The sequence below is a fragment of the Streptomyces albipurpureus genome, from assembly GCF_023701525.1.
GTDB classification, from domain to species: Bacteria; Actinomycetota; Actinomycetes; order Streptomycetales; family Streptomycetaceae; genus Streptomyces; species Streptomyces albipurpureus.
In genome coordinates, this window is sequence record NZ_JAMQAW010000010.1 from 189,409 (window position 1) to 203,657 (window position 14,249).

The window sequence follows — 14,249 nt, forward strand, 5'->3', positions numbered from 1 at the left end:
CTGTGCTGTGGTACGTGGTGCGTGGTGTGCCCGGTGGGGTGCTCCCCTCAGTCGCAGGGCATGGTGACGGACCTCCACGCGGGGTCGAAGTCGAACACGGGCAGGACCCGCGGTATCTCGATCCTGACCGTGACGGTGACCTCCTCGGCGCACGTCCCGGGCTCGACTTTCGGAGTGAGCCAGTCACTCACGGCCGCGTTCGCGGCTTGCGCCGCCGAAATGTCGCCTTCGGGCATCGAGGCCGCTCGGGCGCCCGCGCGGGCCGCGGTGCCCGCCTGCTGGGCGGTGTAGGCGACGACGCCGAGCTGAATGGCCGCAAGCGCCACAAAGAGCAGCAGGCTGATCATCCCCGCGTACTCGATCGCCGCCTGTCCTCGGTCCGTACGCCTGCTGGGGCTGCTCATGGCGGTGCCTCCTCCCAAGGCGCGGCGGCATCGCCGTCGACGGTGACGTCAAAGCTGACTCCGGGGAAGAGCAGTGGCACGGGCAGCCGTACCGAGGCCCGGTAGAGGTCCCCGTCGCCGCCGCACTTGAAGGTGGGCCCCCGCCAGGCCGAGGGGAGATGCGCGTCCCCCGCTGCCCGGCAGGCTCCGTCGCCGCCCACGGTCCCGGCCCGTACGGCCTCGTCCGCGGCGTTTCCCGCGAGGGCGAAGGTGTAGCCGGTGAGGGCCGCCTGCCAGAGCAGGGCGAAGGTCACCAGGATCAGGGGAATGGTGCCGGTGAACTCCACGGCGGCCTGGCCCCGGTCGTCGCGCAGTCGCCGAAGCCCTGCGCGGGTCCTCCCCGGGCGGCGCACCAGGGCCGGCCGCCGGGGCTGCCGCCGATCCGTCCTCGTACCTTCCCGCCGGCCCGTCATCGTGATCGCGTCCTACGGAGCCCGATCGAGCCGCGGTCCCCACGGAACTTCCCCTGGCGCTGCTGCTCCCCTTCCGGCGCGGACACCAGCGAGAGCTCCCCGGCGAGTTGCCAGAGCGCCTGCTTCACGGCCGACTTGGCCTCCAGGTCCTGCATCCGGCCCGCGTCGACGACCGGCTGTAGCTCCTTGAACCCCGCCGGAACCGTGGTCCGGGCGATCCGGGTGCCGGTGATGCGCTCGATCAGGGGCGGTTGGATCTCGGTTGAGCGGTTGTACCGGTTGACCACGGCGACCGTCTCCTCCGCCTTGCGGATCTGGAGCCGGTCCCAGAGCCTGATCATGCGTTTGGCCGCTCGGACCGCGATCACATCGGGGGTCGTCACCAGCACGGTGGTGTCGGCCATCTCGATGGCGGCGGCGTTCGCGCTGTTCATCTGCGTACCGCAGTCGATGATCACGACCTCGTAGCGGTGCCGCAGCGCGCTGACGATCTGCCGTATGGCCCGGTCGTCCACCTCCTCGCCGCGCTCACCGTCCATCGGCGCGAGCAGCAGCCCCAGCCCCGTGTGATGGGCGAACAGCGCGTCTTGCAGCACTCGTGGCGAGATGTCCTGGATACCGGCGAGGTCGACGATGGAGCGCCGGAACTGCACATCCAGATAGGAGGCGATGTCTCCGGCCTGGAGGTCGAGGTCGGCCAGGGCCACCGAGCGGCCGGACGCCTGGGCGGCCAGTGCGAGCTGCACCGCGGTGACGGTGGCGCCCACCCCGCCCTTGGCGCCGCTCACGGTGACGACCGTGCCGCCGGGGCCGGTGAAGACGTCCCCGCTGTGTCCGAGATGTCGCCGCACCCCGGTGGACCAGCCGGCGGCGGCCTGAACCCGCTGGGCCAGTTCCTCGTAGGAGAGGGGGAGCCCGATGAGTCCACGGGCCCCGGAGTCCATGGCGGACGAGTAGAGGGCGGGGTTGGCGTCGACGGTGACCAGGATGACGCCCACGGCGGGAAAGCGCAGCGCAACCTCCCGAATCAGCTCCAGTGCCGGCACGGGTCCGATCCGCTCATGGACCAGGACGACCTCGGGCAGTTCGTCGAGTGACTCGGCGGCGAGCCGGGCGAGCAGGTCGAGGAGTGAGGTCGAGTCGGCTACCGGGTTCGCGGGTTCGGTCTCCGGCAGCTGGCTGAGCAGGGTGGTGATGGACCGGGCCGCGTCGAGGTCACCGACGGCCGGGAGGATGCGTATGGTCATACAGCCCTCACCTGTTCTTGTCTTCGTCGAGGGTGTACGAGCTGTCCCCGGGGCGCAATGTGGCCGGGCTGCCCTTGGCCAGCAGGGCCAGTCGAACGTTCTCGGCGAAGGACTCCGCGTACGCGACGCGTTGGGCGTCCGTGGTGTTGAGGGCGAAGGTGATCGGGACCGCCTCTCGGGTGGTGCTCCGACGGTCGCCCTCCTTGCGTTCCAGCGGGGTGAGTCGGCCCACATCGATGACCTCGGCGTTGGGGACGATGATCCGGGACTGGTCCGGGTCGCCCTTCTCTTTGCCGGCGAAGGTCGCGAAGATATTGACCAGATCACCGGGGGTGATCTTGCCGGCGACACCGGTGGCGGCATCGATCATGATGGCGATCTCCTGCTCACCCGCTTCGAGCTCGGGCCGCTTGACGATCATGTCCTCTTGGAGCAGGGAGCCCTTGCGGAGTTGCGTAACGGCGATCTTCCCCCGCACCACGGACAGTTCCGTCACAGCACTGCTCGGCAACCAACGCTTGGGTATCCGCACCTTGGTGAACTGGGCGGGCCGCAGAGCCGTATAGGGGGTCACATCGGATTTCAGCTTGTAGGCCGTGACCTCGGGACCGACTTTGGAATTCACGTTGTTTATCACGGAGATCACGCCGGCGAACGCGGCGAGGGCGCACAGCACCGAGAGGAGCAGAAGGAGAACGCCACGGCGTTGGCGTGAATTCATTGGCTGGACGACCTCGTTCGCAGATCATGGGCTGACGGAGCGGACAGAGTGAGAGGACGGATTCGGGAAGCGGACGCCCCGGCGCAGGGCCCCGCGGTGAACGGGCGCACGACGGCTAGCTGTCGACCGCGTATCGGCGCTGCCCCGGACGGCCGCGCGCACCACGGCCGGCACACCTCGCTCGGCTGGCGGGCAGCCCGGAGCCGGTGGGCGTTCCACGACCGGCCCGTCCCGCTTGGGCGGCGGGGGCCCTTCCCCTGGCCAGGAGGCGCAGACAGTACGCACTCCCCCGCCGAGGTGAACCCGATCTGCTCGCGAGCGGCGCTGCCCCCCGCGGGCCGGTTCACGATCCGCGGTGCGCGACTGTTCCACGGTTCAGTAACCGGGAATCCCGAGTCTGGTTCTCGGTCGCGGCGAGCGGCGCCGAGCAGAAGCCGCATCGGTCACCGATGATGTCAATTCCGCACCACGTGCACACCTCTCTCCTTACGGACGAGACCAGCTGATAGAGGATGGAGATGTCCGGCAGGAAAGCGGCGAATTCCATCAGCTTTGCGGTACCCCACCAGCCGGGTGAGTCGGCTGGGAGTTCAATCTCCTCCAGACTCTGCGTGCGCCATTGCGGAATCAGTGTTTCGCTGACCCAGTCCGACTGCAACTGCCCCTTGGCGACGACCAGCCGGGTGGCGAAGTCAGGCCCGGACAACTGCCCCGTCCCAATCCTGATCAATTCGGGACGCGGATTGGCAAGTACCCCGAACTGCGAGCCCGGAACCCAGGACTTGGCATGGGACTTCAGACTCACGGGGACCCGGTCCAGTTTGGTCACGGAGTTCAGCAGCGCACCCGCATAGACATAGTGGGACAACAGCCGCGCGGCGGAGGCGACAACCCCGGCCCCGAAGTCACAGATCGACAACTGGCGCAACTGACGCACCAGTACGGCGATGGCCAGCGGCGGGAGATCCAGTTTCAGCAGCGCGACGCGGTTGGTCTCCAGCACGGACCGCACGGTGTGCAGCCGTCGTTCGTGAGCGAGGGAGATCGAGGACGGGTAGAGGGCGATGACATAACCGTGCTGCTCCAGCAGGACGGTCATGTCCGCGAGCGCGAGATCGAGCGGCTGGGCGTCCGGCGCGGCGAGCAGGGCCGCCGTCGGGGTGTGCTGGTCCATCGGCGGTAGCACCAGGTCTGCGCTGGTGACAGCTATTGCGGTCGGCACGCTGGTTCCCCGTTCAGCCCCGGCCGCCGGGGGTCCCGTGACCGCAGATACGTACTGCTCGCTGCTCCTGCATCAGCACTTTATCCGCGACTTTGGTGGCAGAGAACACCTTCGTGAACCCAGAGCCTCAGCTTGTGCACGCTCCGCACACACCAAAGGGGGTGAAAAGCTGACGATCCACCATGCGGCCCCTACGGACCCGTCAGGGGGTCTACGCTCCGCTGTGGCCGAAAACAGATGACCACGCCGTAGGACGAATCAGCGTCAGAGGGCTTGACAAGCCTATTGGTCTGGACCAGCTTTACGACCAACGGTGGCCACCGTTCGTATCTCATTTCTTCCTCCATCCCCCCAACTCCCCCACTGGAGGCAGTAAGTGGACCCCAACACGCGCAAAAAGAGATGGCTCGGCGGTGTGCTGGCGCTTGCCGTCGGCGCCGGTGTTGCCATCGTGGGCACCACAGGAACTGCACAGGCGGCCGACGTCAATGTCGCCAAGAACGCCGGCTTTGAGTCAGGCCTCTCCAACTGGACGTGCTCCGGCGCCTCCGGCACGAACGTGTCTACGCCCGTTCGCACGGGCGCTTCGTCGCTCAAGGCCACTCCGGCCGGTCACGACAACGCCAAGTGCACCCAGGCCGTCACGGTCAAGCCCAACTCGACCTATGCGCTCAGCGCATGGGTGCAGGGCGGCCTCACCTACCTCGGCGCCAGCGGCACCGGCACCACCGATGTCTCCACCTGGTCGCCCGGTTCCACCGGCTGGACCCAGCTGAACACGACCTTCCGCACGGGTGCCAACACCACGTCCGTCACCGTCTACACCCACGGCTGGTACGGCACTCCCGCGTACCAGGTCGACGATGTGAACGTATTCGGTCCGGACGCCGGTGGCGGCGGCCCCGAAGAGCCGGTGATCCCCCCCACACCCACCGCTCTCGCGGTCGGCGCCGTGACCCCCTCGTCCGTGGCCCTGAACTGGACCGCGTCCGCCGGTGCGACCGGCTACAACGTCTACCGCGACGGCACCAAGGTCCAGTCCTCGACCGGCACCTCGGCGAACGTGACCGGCCTCACCCAGGACACGCTCTACCAGTTCCAGGTGACGGCGACCAACGGCGCGGGCGAGTCCGGCCGCACCGCCAACGTCCCGGGGCGCACCTCCAAGGGTTCGGTGGAGCCCAACCCGAACGTGCCCAAGCACGCGGTGACGGGCTACTGGCAGAACTTCAACAACGGCGCGACCGTGCAGAAGCTGCGCGATGTGCAGTCGGAGTACGACATCATCGCCGTGGCGTTCGCCGATGCCACCACGACCCCGGGTGAGATCGTCTTCAACCTGAGCCCGGCCGTCGGCTACGCCTCCCCCGCCGACTTCAAGGCGGACATCGCCGCGAAGAAGGCAGCGGGCAAGTCGGTCATCATCTCCGTCGGCGGCGAGATCGGCAATGTCACCGTCAACAGCGACGCCTCGGCGACCGCGTTCGCCAACAGCACCTACGCGCTGATGCAGGAGTACGGCTTCAACGGGGTCGACATCGACCTGGAGCACGGCATCAACTCCACCTACCTGACGAAGGCGCTGCGGCAGCTCTCCGCCAAGGCGGGCCCGGGCATGGTGCTGACCATGGCCCCGCAGACGCTGGACATGCAGTCCACGTCGTCCGAGTACTTCAAGTTGGCGCTCAACGTGAAGGACATCCTCACGGTCGTCAACACCCAGTACTACAACAGCGGCGCGATGCTCGGCTGTGACGGCAAGGTGTACTCGCAGGGCTCGGTGGACTTCCTCACCGGTCTGGCCTGCATCATGCTGGAAGGCGGCCTCGACGCCTCCCAGGTCGGCCTCGGCACCCCGGCGTCCACCCGGGGAGCGGGCAGCGGCTACGTCAGCCCGACCATCGTGAAGAACGCGCTGGACTGCCTGGCACGCGGCACCAACTGCGGAACCTTCAAGCCGGCCAGGACCTATCCGGCCCTGCGCGGTGCGATGACCTGGTCCACCAACTGGGACGCCACCGCCGGGAACGCCTGGTCGAGCGTGGTCGGACCGCATGTTCACGGACTGCCGTAGCGGGTAGCGGCATAACCTGTCGTACGCACCGTCCAACCCCACGCCCAGGTCGTACGACGTAACCAGCAGCGTCACCGTTCTTCGGTGGCGCTGCTGTCCGTTTCCCCAGCCGTCTCGGGGCGCTCCGGCCCCTGCCCGCGAGCGGCCCGCTTCGGGCGCACCGCGTCCGCGAGCCGAGGATGCCCGCTCGGCGCATTTCGGGGGCGGACCGTAGCCGATAGCCGAGGAGTTCCGCTCGGCGCGCTGCGGTCGCATGCGGGCGCGCCTCGGGCGCGCCGTCCATGACGCCGGTACGCCGTCGAGCGCCCGCGTCCGCTCTCCGGGCACCCTCCTCCTCCCCGGCTGGAACCTAGCTCTTGACCGGTCCATGCCATGCCAGCACGATGTGCCCCACCTATCCGCACCTCTATGTCGCACCTGGCCGAGCACCCGGTCGTGCTCGTCAGGCCTCGCACTCCACAACCCAGGAGGGACCATGCGACTTCGCGTACGCGGCCGTGGCAGTGGCCGGAAGACCACCACCATCGCCGTACTGCTGGCACTGGCACTGGCAGTGCCCCTCACCGCGGGCTCCGCCCAGTCCGACCCGCGCCCCCTCGACACCGCACCGGCCGCTGCCGCGGAGGAACAGATCCGGCAGTACGAGATCGCTGGTGTGAGCACCGTCGCCGCCCGTAACGCCATCGCCGCCACCGGCGTCTCCATCGACGAGGTCGACGCCCGCTCCGCGGTCGTCAGCGCCAACACCGCTCAGGCCAAGCGACTGCGTACGCTCGGCTACCGGCTCACGGCATTGGCCGCGCCGCCGGCGAGAGCGAGTGGGGCCGCGGTCGGGGCCTTTGACTTCCCGTCGGCGGACTCGCGCTACCACAACTACGCCGAGATGACCGCGCAGATCAATCAGCGGATCGCCGCCTCTCCCAGCATCATGAGCAAGCGGGTCATCGGCCGCAGCCACCAGGGCCGCGAGATCATCGCCATCAAGATCAGCGACAATGTCGCGGTCGACGAGAACGAGCCCGAGGTGCTGTTCACCCACCACCAGCACGCTCGTGAGCACCTCACCGTGGAGATGGCGCTCTATCTGCTGCGCGAGTTCGGCGAGGACTACGGCACCGACTCACGCATCACCAACGCGGTCAACAACCGTGAGATCTGGATCATCCCCGATCTCAATCCGGACGGCGGCGAGTACGACATCGCCTCCGGCACCTACCGCAGCTGGCGCAAGAACCGGCAGCCCAACACCGGTTCGTCCTATGTCGGCACGGACCTCAACCGAAACTGGAACTACCGGTGGGGCTGCTGCGGCGGATCATCCGGTTCGACCAGCTCCGAGACCTATCGCGGGCGCGCCGCCGAGTCAGCACCCGAGGTCAAGGTCGTCGCTGACTTCGTCCGCGGCAGGGTCGTCGGCGGCAAGCAGCAGATCCGTACCGGCATCGACTTCCACACCTACAGCGAGCTGGTGCTCTGGCCCTTCGGCTACACCACCGCCGACACCGCGCCGGGGATGACCCAGGACGACCGGAACGCGTTCGCCGCGGTCGGCGGGAAGATGGCCGCGAGCAATGGCTACACACCCGAGCAGGCCAGCGACCTCTATGTCACCGACGGTTCGATCGATGACTGGCTCTGGGGCAATCAGCGGATCTTCGGCTACACCTTTGAGCTGTATCCCCGTACCTCCGCCGGCGGTGGTTTCTACCCGCCCGATGAAGTGATCGAGCGAGAGACCAGCCGCAACCGGGACGCGGTGCTCCAACTGCTGGAGAACTCGGACTGCATGTACCGGTCCATCGGAAAGGAGCAGCAGTACTGCACGGCCTGATCCCTGCGCCCGCCTCTCCCCCCGCCGTTGAGCAACCGCCGTTGTGCAACCGCCGCCGCACAGCCGCCGCCGCACAACCGCTGCTGCCAGCGGACCTGTTGGTGGGTACGCTGCACACCGGCATCACGGCAGGGGGAGAGGATGACCGATTCGAGGGCATTGCTGAAGCCGCTCAGCGGGGATGATCCCCAACGGCTGGGACCGTACTGGCTGCTCGGTAGGTTGGGAGCCGGCGGGATGGGCCGGGTCTATCTGGCCCGCTCAACCACGGACACCCGGCTGCTGGCGGTGAAGTGCCTGCTGACCGAGGGTTCCATCAGCGATACCGACCGCCGGCGGTTCGCCCGCGAGATCATCCTCGCCCGCCGTATCGACAGCCGCCATACGGCAAAGGTCAGGGGCGCCGATCCCGAGGCCGAGCGGCCCTGGATGGCCATCGACTACATCCCCGCGCCCTCGCTCGCCGAACTGGTGCGTACGGGCGGGGTGCTGCCGTCAGTGGCGGTCCGCTGGATCGCCGCCGGTACGGCCGCGGCGCTGTTCACCCTCCATCAGGCGGACATCATCCACCGGGATGTGAAACCGCAGAACATCCTGCTGCCCATGTCCGGGGCACGGGTCATCGACTTCGGCATATCCCACGCCACTGATCTCACCAGGACCCCCGGAACCTTCGGGACGTTCCATTTCGTCGCGCCCGAGCAGGCGGACGGAATGCTCTCCACCGCGGCCTCCGACATCTACTCCTTCGGTGCGACCCTCTTCCATCTCGCCGTTGGCAGGCCGCTCTATCCGGAGGGAGATGACGCCTTCCAACTGCTGGCCAAGATCCGCTGCGGGGACACCGACACCACGGGGCTGCCGGCCGATCTGAAGGATGTCGTACACCGCTGTCTGGCCCTGGACCCGAGGGATCGACCGGGGGCCGCCGAACTGCTGGTGGAGTTCGCCACCGAGTTGGCGGCGCCGGCGGCCTCCCAGGCGGGGCAGCACTGGTTGCCCGCGAAATGGGCGCGGCTGCTGGCGGAGTACGAGGAACACGGCGCCGCCCTCGCCGCCGCGGTGCGGACGGCATCGCCGGCAGCGCCGCCCGCACCGGCTCAGCTCCAGGAACTGCTGGCAGTGTCGAGGGCTGCCCAGCGGTCGGCTCAGCTCCGCCGGCCCAGGACCCTGCCGTCCCCATCGCCCCCGACCCGGGCCAGAGCCGCGTCACCAGCCCCTACGGGCCCCGCTGGGCGCCCCGCTTCGCCACGCCATGCCAAGGCTCCGGTCGTCTCCCCCGATCCTGCCGTCCCCCTCACTCCTGTTGTTCCTCCGGTCGCCCCTGCGCTCCCCGCCGCCGGGCCAGCGATCCAGCAGGAAGCACCGGGCAGCACCGCGCCCACCGGAGTGCTGCCGCAGCCGGCCGAGGCGCGCACCACGGCCGGCCCCGATCCGGCCGGTGAGAGCGGGCCGGTCACCGCGGACCCCGGTCAGGGGACCAGCCAGGGGACCAGCCAGGGCGGTCCAAACCATCAAGGCCGTACAGACCGTCCAGAGCGTCAGGACGCGGCCGATCGCGTTCCGGGGGCGGACCACCCGTCGCGGCTCGATCAGATGGTCCGTCAGCGCCAGCCCCTCGTGCGGCATGTGATCCACCGCTACCCGGCACCTCCCGCGGAGCCGATACGGATCTACCCCGCCCAGCCCGTCGCCCGTCGGGGCCAAAGCGACGCCAGGACCCGCTGGCTCATCGGCTGCGGGATCGTCCTCCTGCTGGTCATCATCGGTTTTGTGGCCTCTCCCGCGAGTTCCCACGACAGAGGGGGTGGCGGCGGACAGCGGGACAGCGACAAGGGCACTGCCGTCCCTCGCATCGGGATGATCAGCGCGGCAGGGCACACCGCTGTCGGCGACTGCCTGGGCAGCGCCACCGCGTCCGCTGGAGTGGTCCCCTGCGACTCGGCCACGGCCAGATGGCGGGTCACCGCGACCCGCACGGAGAGGTACGACGGGCTTCCGGCGGCTGACTGCCCCACGGGCCCCGACCGGCAGTCAGCCGAACTCGTCGACACAGCGCGCATGCGGACCCTGCTCTGTCTGCGGCTCCTCTGAATCAATCGCCGCTGCCCAAGGTCTGGGCGGGGGAGAGGACCGCGGGGTGGGGCGTGCCACCGGATCCGGGCGAATCCGGTGGCACGCCCCACCCCGCGACAAGCAGTCACCACAGATCAGATGAGCGGAGCCGAAACCGGCGGCGGTCGGTTCAGCTCAGCACTGCGAGGGCGTCGATCTCGATCAGCAGCCCGGCCGGCAGGCCGACATAGACGGTGGTGCGGGCGGAGGCGGGGGCCTTGAGGCCCTGCTCCTCGAAGTACTCGTTGTAGATCTGGTTCATCTCGGCGAAGTGGTCGACGTCGGTGAGGTAGACGCGCATCATCATCACGTCGTCCCAGCTCGCGCCACCCTCCTCCAGGATCGCCTTCACATTGGCGAAGGTCTGGAGGGTCTGCTCGCGCAGGGTGGGCCCGGCCGGGGTGGGTGCCTGGCCCTCGACGGCGGGCAGGAACCCGACCTGCCCGGCGACCTGAAGGATGTTGCCCTTCCTCACACCGTGGGAGAACTTGGCGGGCGGGGCGGTGTGGGTGGCGGGGACGAGCGCGATCTTCTCGGTCATGGAGCTTCCTTCGAGGCGTTCGGGGTGGGGTGGTTGAGCTCAGTGAGGGGTGACTGAGCCGGAGTACTCCCGGCTGATGACATCGGCGGTGCGACGCACCAGCGGGAGCAGGCTGAGGAGTTCCTCGGCGGTGACGACCACGTTCGGCGCGGAGACCGACATCGCGGCGACCACCCGACCGGCCGCACCGCGGATGGGCGCGCCGATGCAGTTGATGGATTCCTCGTGGCCGCCGAGGTCGGTGGCCCATCCCTGTTCGCGTACGGCGGCGAGTTCCTTGAGGAACGCCGCGGCGTTGGGTGTCGAACGGGATGTGTACATGGGGTAGTCGAGCTTCTCGGCGATGACCCGCCGCTCGGACTCGGGCAGATCGGCGAGGAGGAGTTTGGCGACCGCCGCGACGGTGATCGCCACGGGCTTTCCAATGCGTGAGTACATCCGCACGGGATAGCGGCTCTCCACCTTGTCGATGTAGAGAACTTCACTCTCCTCGTAGACGGCGAGATGGACGGTGTGCCCGATCTGCTCATTGAGAGTGATGAGATGGGGGTGGGCAATCTCGCGTACGTCGAGATTCTCCACCGCTTCCTGGGCCAGGGCGAAGAGCCGTGCGCCCAGGCGGTAGCGCTGGTCCTGCTGGCGGTAGACGAGCCCGTGGTCGTGGAGGGTACGCAGCAGTCGTAGCGCGGTGGATTTGTGTACGCCGAGGCGTTCGGCGACCTGTCCGAGGTCGGCGGGTCCCTGAGCGAGCAGCGGCAGGATGCTCAGCGCGCGGTCGACGGTCTGACTCATGGTGTGCGTACCTCCTCATGGACGGCTGAGGTCCAGCCGGGGCCGAGACGAAGTCTCTCCCAGCCGGCGTCGTCGAGTGCCGCGAGACGGTCCGCGTGGGCGGTGGCCGGCGGTTGCCCGACGTCTCCGGGGACGGTGAGTGCCGCGGCGGCCAGCAGATGGCCGTGGCGGATGCGCTCCTTGATCGGCAGCCCGCGCAGGGTGCCGGAGAGGAAGCCGGCGGCGAAGGCGTCCCCGGCGCCGACCGCGGCGATGATCTCCACCTTGGGGGCGGGCACGAAGGTGACGGTGTCCGACCGTCCGCCGATGCTGCCCAAGGGCCTGCTGGAGGCATGACCCGCACCGAACGCACGGGAGTGCCGGGTGCTGCTCGGGGCCAGCAGGACCGTCTCGGCCGCCGTGCCGTCTCGGCCGGTGTCCGGGCGGGGGGCCGGTGGGGTGCCGCCGTCGGGGGAGGCCGGGGCGGCTGGGCGGGGCTCGGCGGCCTGGTCGGTGCGGCTCGTCATACCGCCCAGCGCGGTGTTGCCGGACGCCGTGGCAGTGGCGTCGGCCGCGGGGGCGTCGGTGGTGCCGCGGGGCCGGTCCGATCCGGCGCCGACGGCCAGGGTGCCCGGCGAGGTCTGGTCTTCCGGCGCCTGGTCGGCGGTGGTGGTCCGGGCGGGAACCCGGTCATCACCGTCGCCTTCCGCGGCGAAGACGATCGCGCCCCTACCCCCCTGTTTGACCACCAGCATCGCGGGCTCCGGCAGCGCCTCCCGGATGGCCTCGGCCCCCCGCAGGCCCCAGGCGGCTTCGGCCTCGTCCTCTCCGACGAAGACAAGATCGGCTCCACGGGCCAACTCAAGGAGCACCCGCGCACCGGAGGCGTCGCGCCAGAGCCCGGGGCGGTGGTTGATGTCGAAGGAGACCAGGGGGCGGCCGGCGCGGGGCGCGGTGAGTTCGTGCATCAGCGCCAGGCAGTCGGCGGAGAGCGCGGCGGTGATCCCGGACAGGTGCAGTACCCGGGCGCTGGTGACATCCGCGTACGGCACGGTCTTGGGCGACATCGCGGAGGCCGCCGAGCCGGCCCGGTAGTAGACGACTTCATGGGTGGCGGCGGAGCGGTCGGTCGCGGTGCGGAAGTAGATGCCGGTGGGCCGACGAGGATCGCGGCTCACCGCGGAGGTGTCCACCCCGTAGGCGGCGATCGCCTCGATCAGATGGTCGCCAAAGCCGTCCACGCCGACCCTGCTGACCCATCGCACCCGGTGTCCGATCGCCGCCAGCGCGCAGGCCACATTGGACTCGGCGCCCCCGATGGCACGGGCGAAGGAGGGGACGTCGGCGAGGCGTCCGGGCCGTGATGGCAGAAAGGTGACCATGGACTCACCGAGGCAGATGACGTCAGTCGTGGCCACAGTTGCCGTTCCGGTCGGGCTGGTCACCCTGGGGCTCCTCGCGGGGTGGGGGTGGTCGAGTCCATTGACCCGACACTGGGCCGGATGTTAGACAACATCGAGCAATATGCGCAATGACTGTTGCAAGTAGTGCAACGGCCGTCTCAATGAGGAGGCTCTATGCCCGCCGACCAGCTCGCCCTGCTCCGGCACGAGCGCGTCGACCACCGGTTCAAGGCGCTCCCGCCGGACGCCGTGGGCCTGACGGTCGGCGAATTGGCGGCCGAGCGCCTCAACCTCTTCACCGGTGGCTTCACCACCCCCGTACTCGCGCTCTCCGCCGAATCCGTCGAGCACAACCTCGGCCTTCTCCAGACCTTCTCCGAGCGCCATGGGCTCTCCTTCGCCCCGCACGGCAAGACGTCGATGGCGCCGCAGCTCTTCGCCCGCCAGTTGGAGCACGGCGCCTGGGGCATCACCGTGGCCGTGCCCCACCAGGCCCGGGTCGCCCGCGCCCACGGCGTCCAGCGGATCTTCCTCGCCAATGAGGTCGTCGACAGCGCCGCCCTGTGCTGGCTCGCCGACGAGCTGGCCGATCCCGACTTCACCTTCATCTGCTACGTCGATTCCGTGCGCGGGGTCGAGCTGATGCACGAGGCCCTGACCAAGGCAGGCGCGGCCCGTCCCCTGCAGGTCGTGATCGAACTCGGCGCGGGTGAGGGCGCCCGGACCGGAGCGCGTACCGAGGCCGAATGCGCGGCGGTCGCCGACGCCGTCGCCGCCGCTTCCACCCTGCGGCTCGTCGGGGTCGCCGGCTACGAGGGCGAGGTGCCCGACGCCGACCCCGACAACGTCCGCGCCTGGCTGCGCCGGATGATCGCGCTCGCCGTCGACTTCGACCGGGCCGGACGGTTCGCCGGCACCGGGGAGATCGTGATCAGCGCGGGCGGCAGCGCCTGGTTCGACGCGGTCGCCGATGTGTTCGCGCAGATCCCGGAGCTGTCCCGGCCGGTGCTCAAGCTGCTGCGCTCGGGTGCGTACGTCTCCCATGACGACGGCCACTACCGCCACCTCACACCCTTCAACCGGGTCCCCGACGAGGGCGCGCTCCAGCCGGCCTTCCGGCTGTGGGCACAGGTCGTCTCCCGCCCCACCGCCGAGCAGGCGTTCATCAACGCGGGCAAGCGGGACGCCGCCTACGACCTGGACCTTCCGGAGGCCCAGGTGGTCCGTGACAGCCGTACCGGCGCGATCCGGCCGGCCGATGGCATCACCATCAGCGGGCTGTCCGACCAGCACGGCTGGGTACGTACGACTGAGGAGGCCCGACTGGAGGTCGGGGACTGGATCGGTATGGGTCTGTCCCATCCCTGCACCGCCTTCGACAAGTGGCAGCTGATCCCCCTGGTCGAGGCCGATGGCACCGTCAGCGACTACATCCGTACATTCTTCTAGGCCCGGGAGCGGCGGAACC

Annotated in this window: 12 protein-coding genes; 4 read left to right on the plus strand and 8 right to left on the minus strand. The window is 69.2% G+C overall.

What is annotated here, in order from left to right:
• Positions 1-47: 47 nt before the first annotated feature.
• The 5 genes from NBG84_RS12885 to NBG84_RS12905 all read right to left on the minus strand — a co-directional run bounded on the left by NBG84_RS12885 (position 48) and on the right by NBG84_RS12905 (position 4,046).
• Positions 48-404 carry a TadE/TadG family type IV pilus assembly protein gene (locus tag NBG84_RS12885; RefSeq protein WP_250919519.1) on the minus strand — a complete coding sequence of 119 codons (357 nt, stop codon included), beginning with the start codon at positions 402-404 and terminating at the stop codon, positions 48-50.
• Positions 401-856 carry a TadE/TadG family type IV pilus assembly protein gene (locus NBG84_RS12890; RefSeq protein WP_250919520.1) on the minus strand — a complete coding sequence of 152 codons (456 nt, stop codon included), beginning with the start codon at positions 854-856 and terminating at the stop codon, positions 401-403. The genes NBG84_RS12885 and NBG84_RS12890 overlap by 4 nt, the downstream gene beginning before the upstream one ends.
• On the minus strand, positions 853-2,103 hold the full coding sequence (locus tag NBG84_RS12895; protein WP_250919521.1) for a CpaE/TadZ family protein: 1,251 nt from the start codon (positions 2,101-2,103) through the stop codon (positions 853-855). Before NBG84_RS12895 ends, NBG84_RS12890 begins: the two co-directional genes overlap by 4 nt.
• Before the next feature lie 7 nt (positions 2,104-2,110).
• On the minus strand, positions 2,111-2,824 hold the full coding sequence (cpaB, locus tag NBG84_RS12900; protein ID WP_250919522.1) for a Flp pilus assembly protein CpaB: 714 nt from the start codon (positions 2,822-2,824) through the stop codon (positions 2,111-2,113).
• Between the two features lie 343 nt (positions 2,825-3,167).
• The gene (locus NBG84_RS12905; protein WP_250919523.1) at positions 3,168-4,046 is read right to left on the minus strand and encodes a hypothetical protein; all 879 of its coding nucleotides are present in this window, start codon (positions 4,044-4,046) and stop codon (positions 3,168-3,170) included.
• A gap of 376 nt (positions 4,047-4,422) precedes the next feature.
• Here NBG84_RS12905 and NBG84_RS12910 point away from each other — a divergent pair, with 376 nt between their 5' ends.
• From NBG84_RS12910 to NBG84_RS12920, 3 genes are all read left to right on the plus strand, one after another.
• A complete protein-coding gene (locus tag NBG84_RS12910; protein ID WP_250919524.1) occupies positions 4,423-6,120 on the plus strand; it encodes a chitinase in 1,698 nt (565 codons plus the stop codon).
• Positions 6,121-6,595: 475 nt separating this feature from the next.
• Positions 6,596-7,951: a M14 family metallopeptidase gene (locus tag NBG84_RS12915; protein ID WP_250919525.1), complete on the plus strand. Its 1,356-nt coding sequence runs from the start codon at positions 6,596-6,598 to the stop codon at positions 7,949-7,951.
• Between the two features lie 141 nt (positions 7,952-8,092).
• The gene (locus NBG84_RS12920; protein ID WP_250919526.1) at positions 8,093-10,045 is read left to right on the plus strand and encodes a serine/threonine-protein kinase; all 1,953 of its coding nucleotides are present in this window, start codon (positions 8,093-8,095) and stop codon (positions 10,043-10,045) included.
• Between the two features lie 151 nt (positions 10,046-10,196).
• On the opposite strand, the gene NBG84_RS12925 is transcribed toward NBG84_RS12920, so the two are convergent.
• From NBG84_RS12925 to NBG84_RS41080, 3 genes are read right to left on the minus strand one after another with little or no spacing between them, the layout of a single operon-like run.
• Positions 10,197-10,607 (minus strand): RidA family protein, encoded by a 411-nt coding sequence (locus NBG84_RS12925; protein ID WP_250919527.1) that lies wholly within the window; start codon positions 10,605-10,607, stop codon positions 10,197-10,199.
• Between the two features lie 39 nt (positions 10,608-10,646).
• The gene (locus NBG84_RS12930) at positions 10,647-11,399 is read right to left on the minus strand and encodes an IclR family transcriptional regulator (protein ID WP_250919528.1); all 753 of its coding nucleotides are present in this window, start codon (positions 11,397-11,399) and stop codon (positions 10,647-10,649) included.
• Complete coding sequence (locus NBG84_RS41080; protein WP_250919529.1) at positions 11,396-12,823, minus strand: sugar kinase; 1,428 nt, start codon at positions 12,821-12,823, stop codon at positions 11,396-11,398. The genes NBG84_RS12930 and NBG84_RS41080 overlap by 4 nt, the downstream gene beginning before the upstream one ends.
• A 132-nt stretch (positions 12,824-12,955) precedes the next feature.
• On the opposite strand from NBG84_RS41080, the gene NBG84_RS12940 reads away from it, so the two are divergent.
• Positions 12,956-14,230 (plus strand): alanine racemase, encoded by a 1,275-nt coding sequence (locus NBG84_RS12940; protein ID WP_250919530.1) that lies wholly within the window; start codon positions 12,956-12,958, stop codon positions 14,228-14,230.
• Positions 14,231-14,249 lie beyond the last annotated feature (19 nt).

Excerpts from the sequence above, each read along its gene's own strand:
- NBG84_RS12930 (WP_250919528.1), bottom strand. The coding sequence starts at position 11,399 with ATGAGTCAGACCGTCGACCGCGCGCTGAGCATCCTGCCGCTGCTCGCT.
- NBG84_RS12925 (WP_250919527.1), bottom strand. The coding sequence starts at position 10,607 with ATGACCGAGAAGATCGCGCTCGTCCCCGCCACCCACACCGCCCCGCCC.
- cpaB (WP_250919522.1), bottom strand. The coding sequence starts at position 2,824 with ATGAATTCACGCCAACGCCGTGGCGTTCTCCTTCTGCTCCTCTCGGTG.
- NBG84_RS12885 (WP_250919519.1), bottom strand. The coding sequence starts at position 404 with ATGAGCAGCCCCAGCAGGCGTACGGACCGAGGACAGGCGGCGATCGAG.
- NBG84_RS12915 (WP_250919525.1), top strand. The coding sequence starts at position 6,596 with ATGCGACTTCGCGTACGCGGCCGTGGCAGTGGCCGGAAGACCACCACC.
- NBG84_RS12920 (WP_250919526.1), top strand. The coding sequence starts at position 8,093 with ATGACCGATTCGAGGGCATTGCTGAAGCCGCTCAGCGGGGATGATCCC.
- NBG84_RS12940 (WP_250919530.1), top strand. The coding sequence starts at position 12,956 with ATGCCCGCCGACCAGCTCGCCCTGCTCCGGCACGAGCGCGTCGACCAC.
- NBG84_RS12895 (WP_250919521.1), bottom strand. The coding sequence starts at position 2,103 with ATGACCATACGCATCCTCCCGGCCGTCGGTGACCTCGACGCGGCCCGG.
- NBG84_RS12890 (WP_250919520.1), bottom strand. The coding sequence starts at position 856 with ATGACGGGCCGGCGGGAAGGTACGAGGACGGATCGGCGGCAGCCCCGG.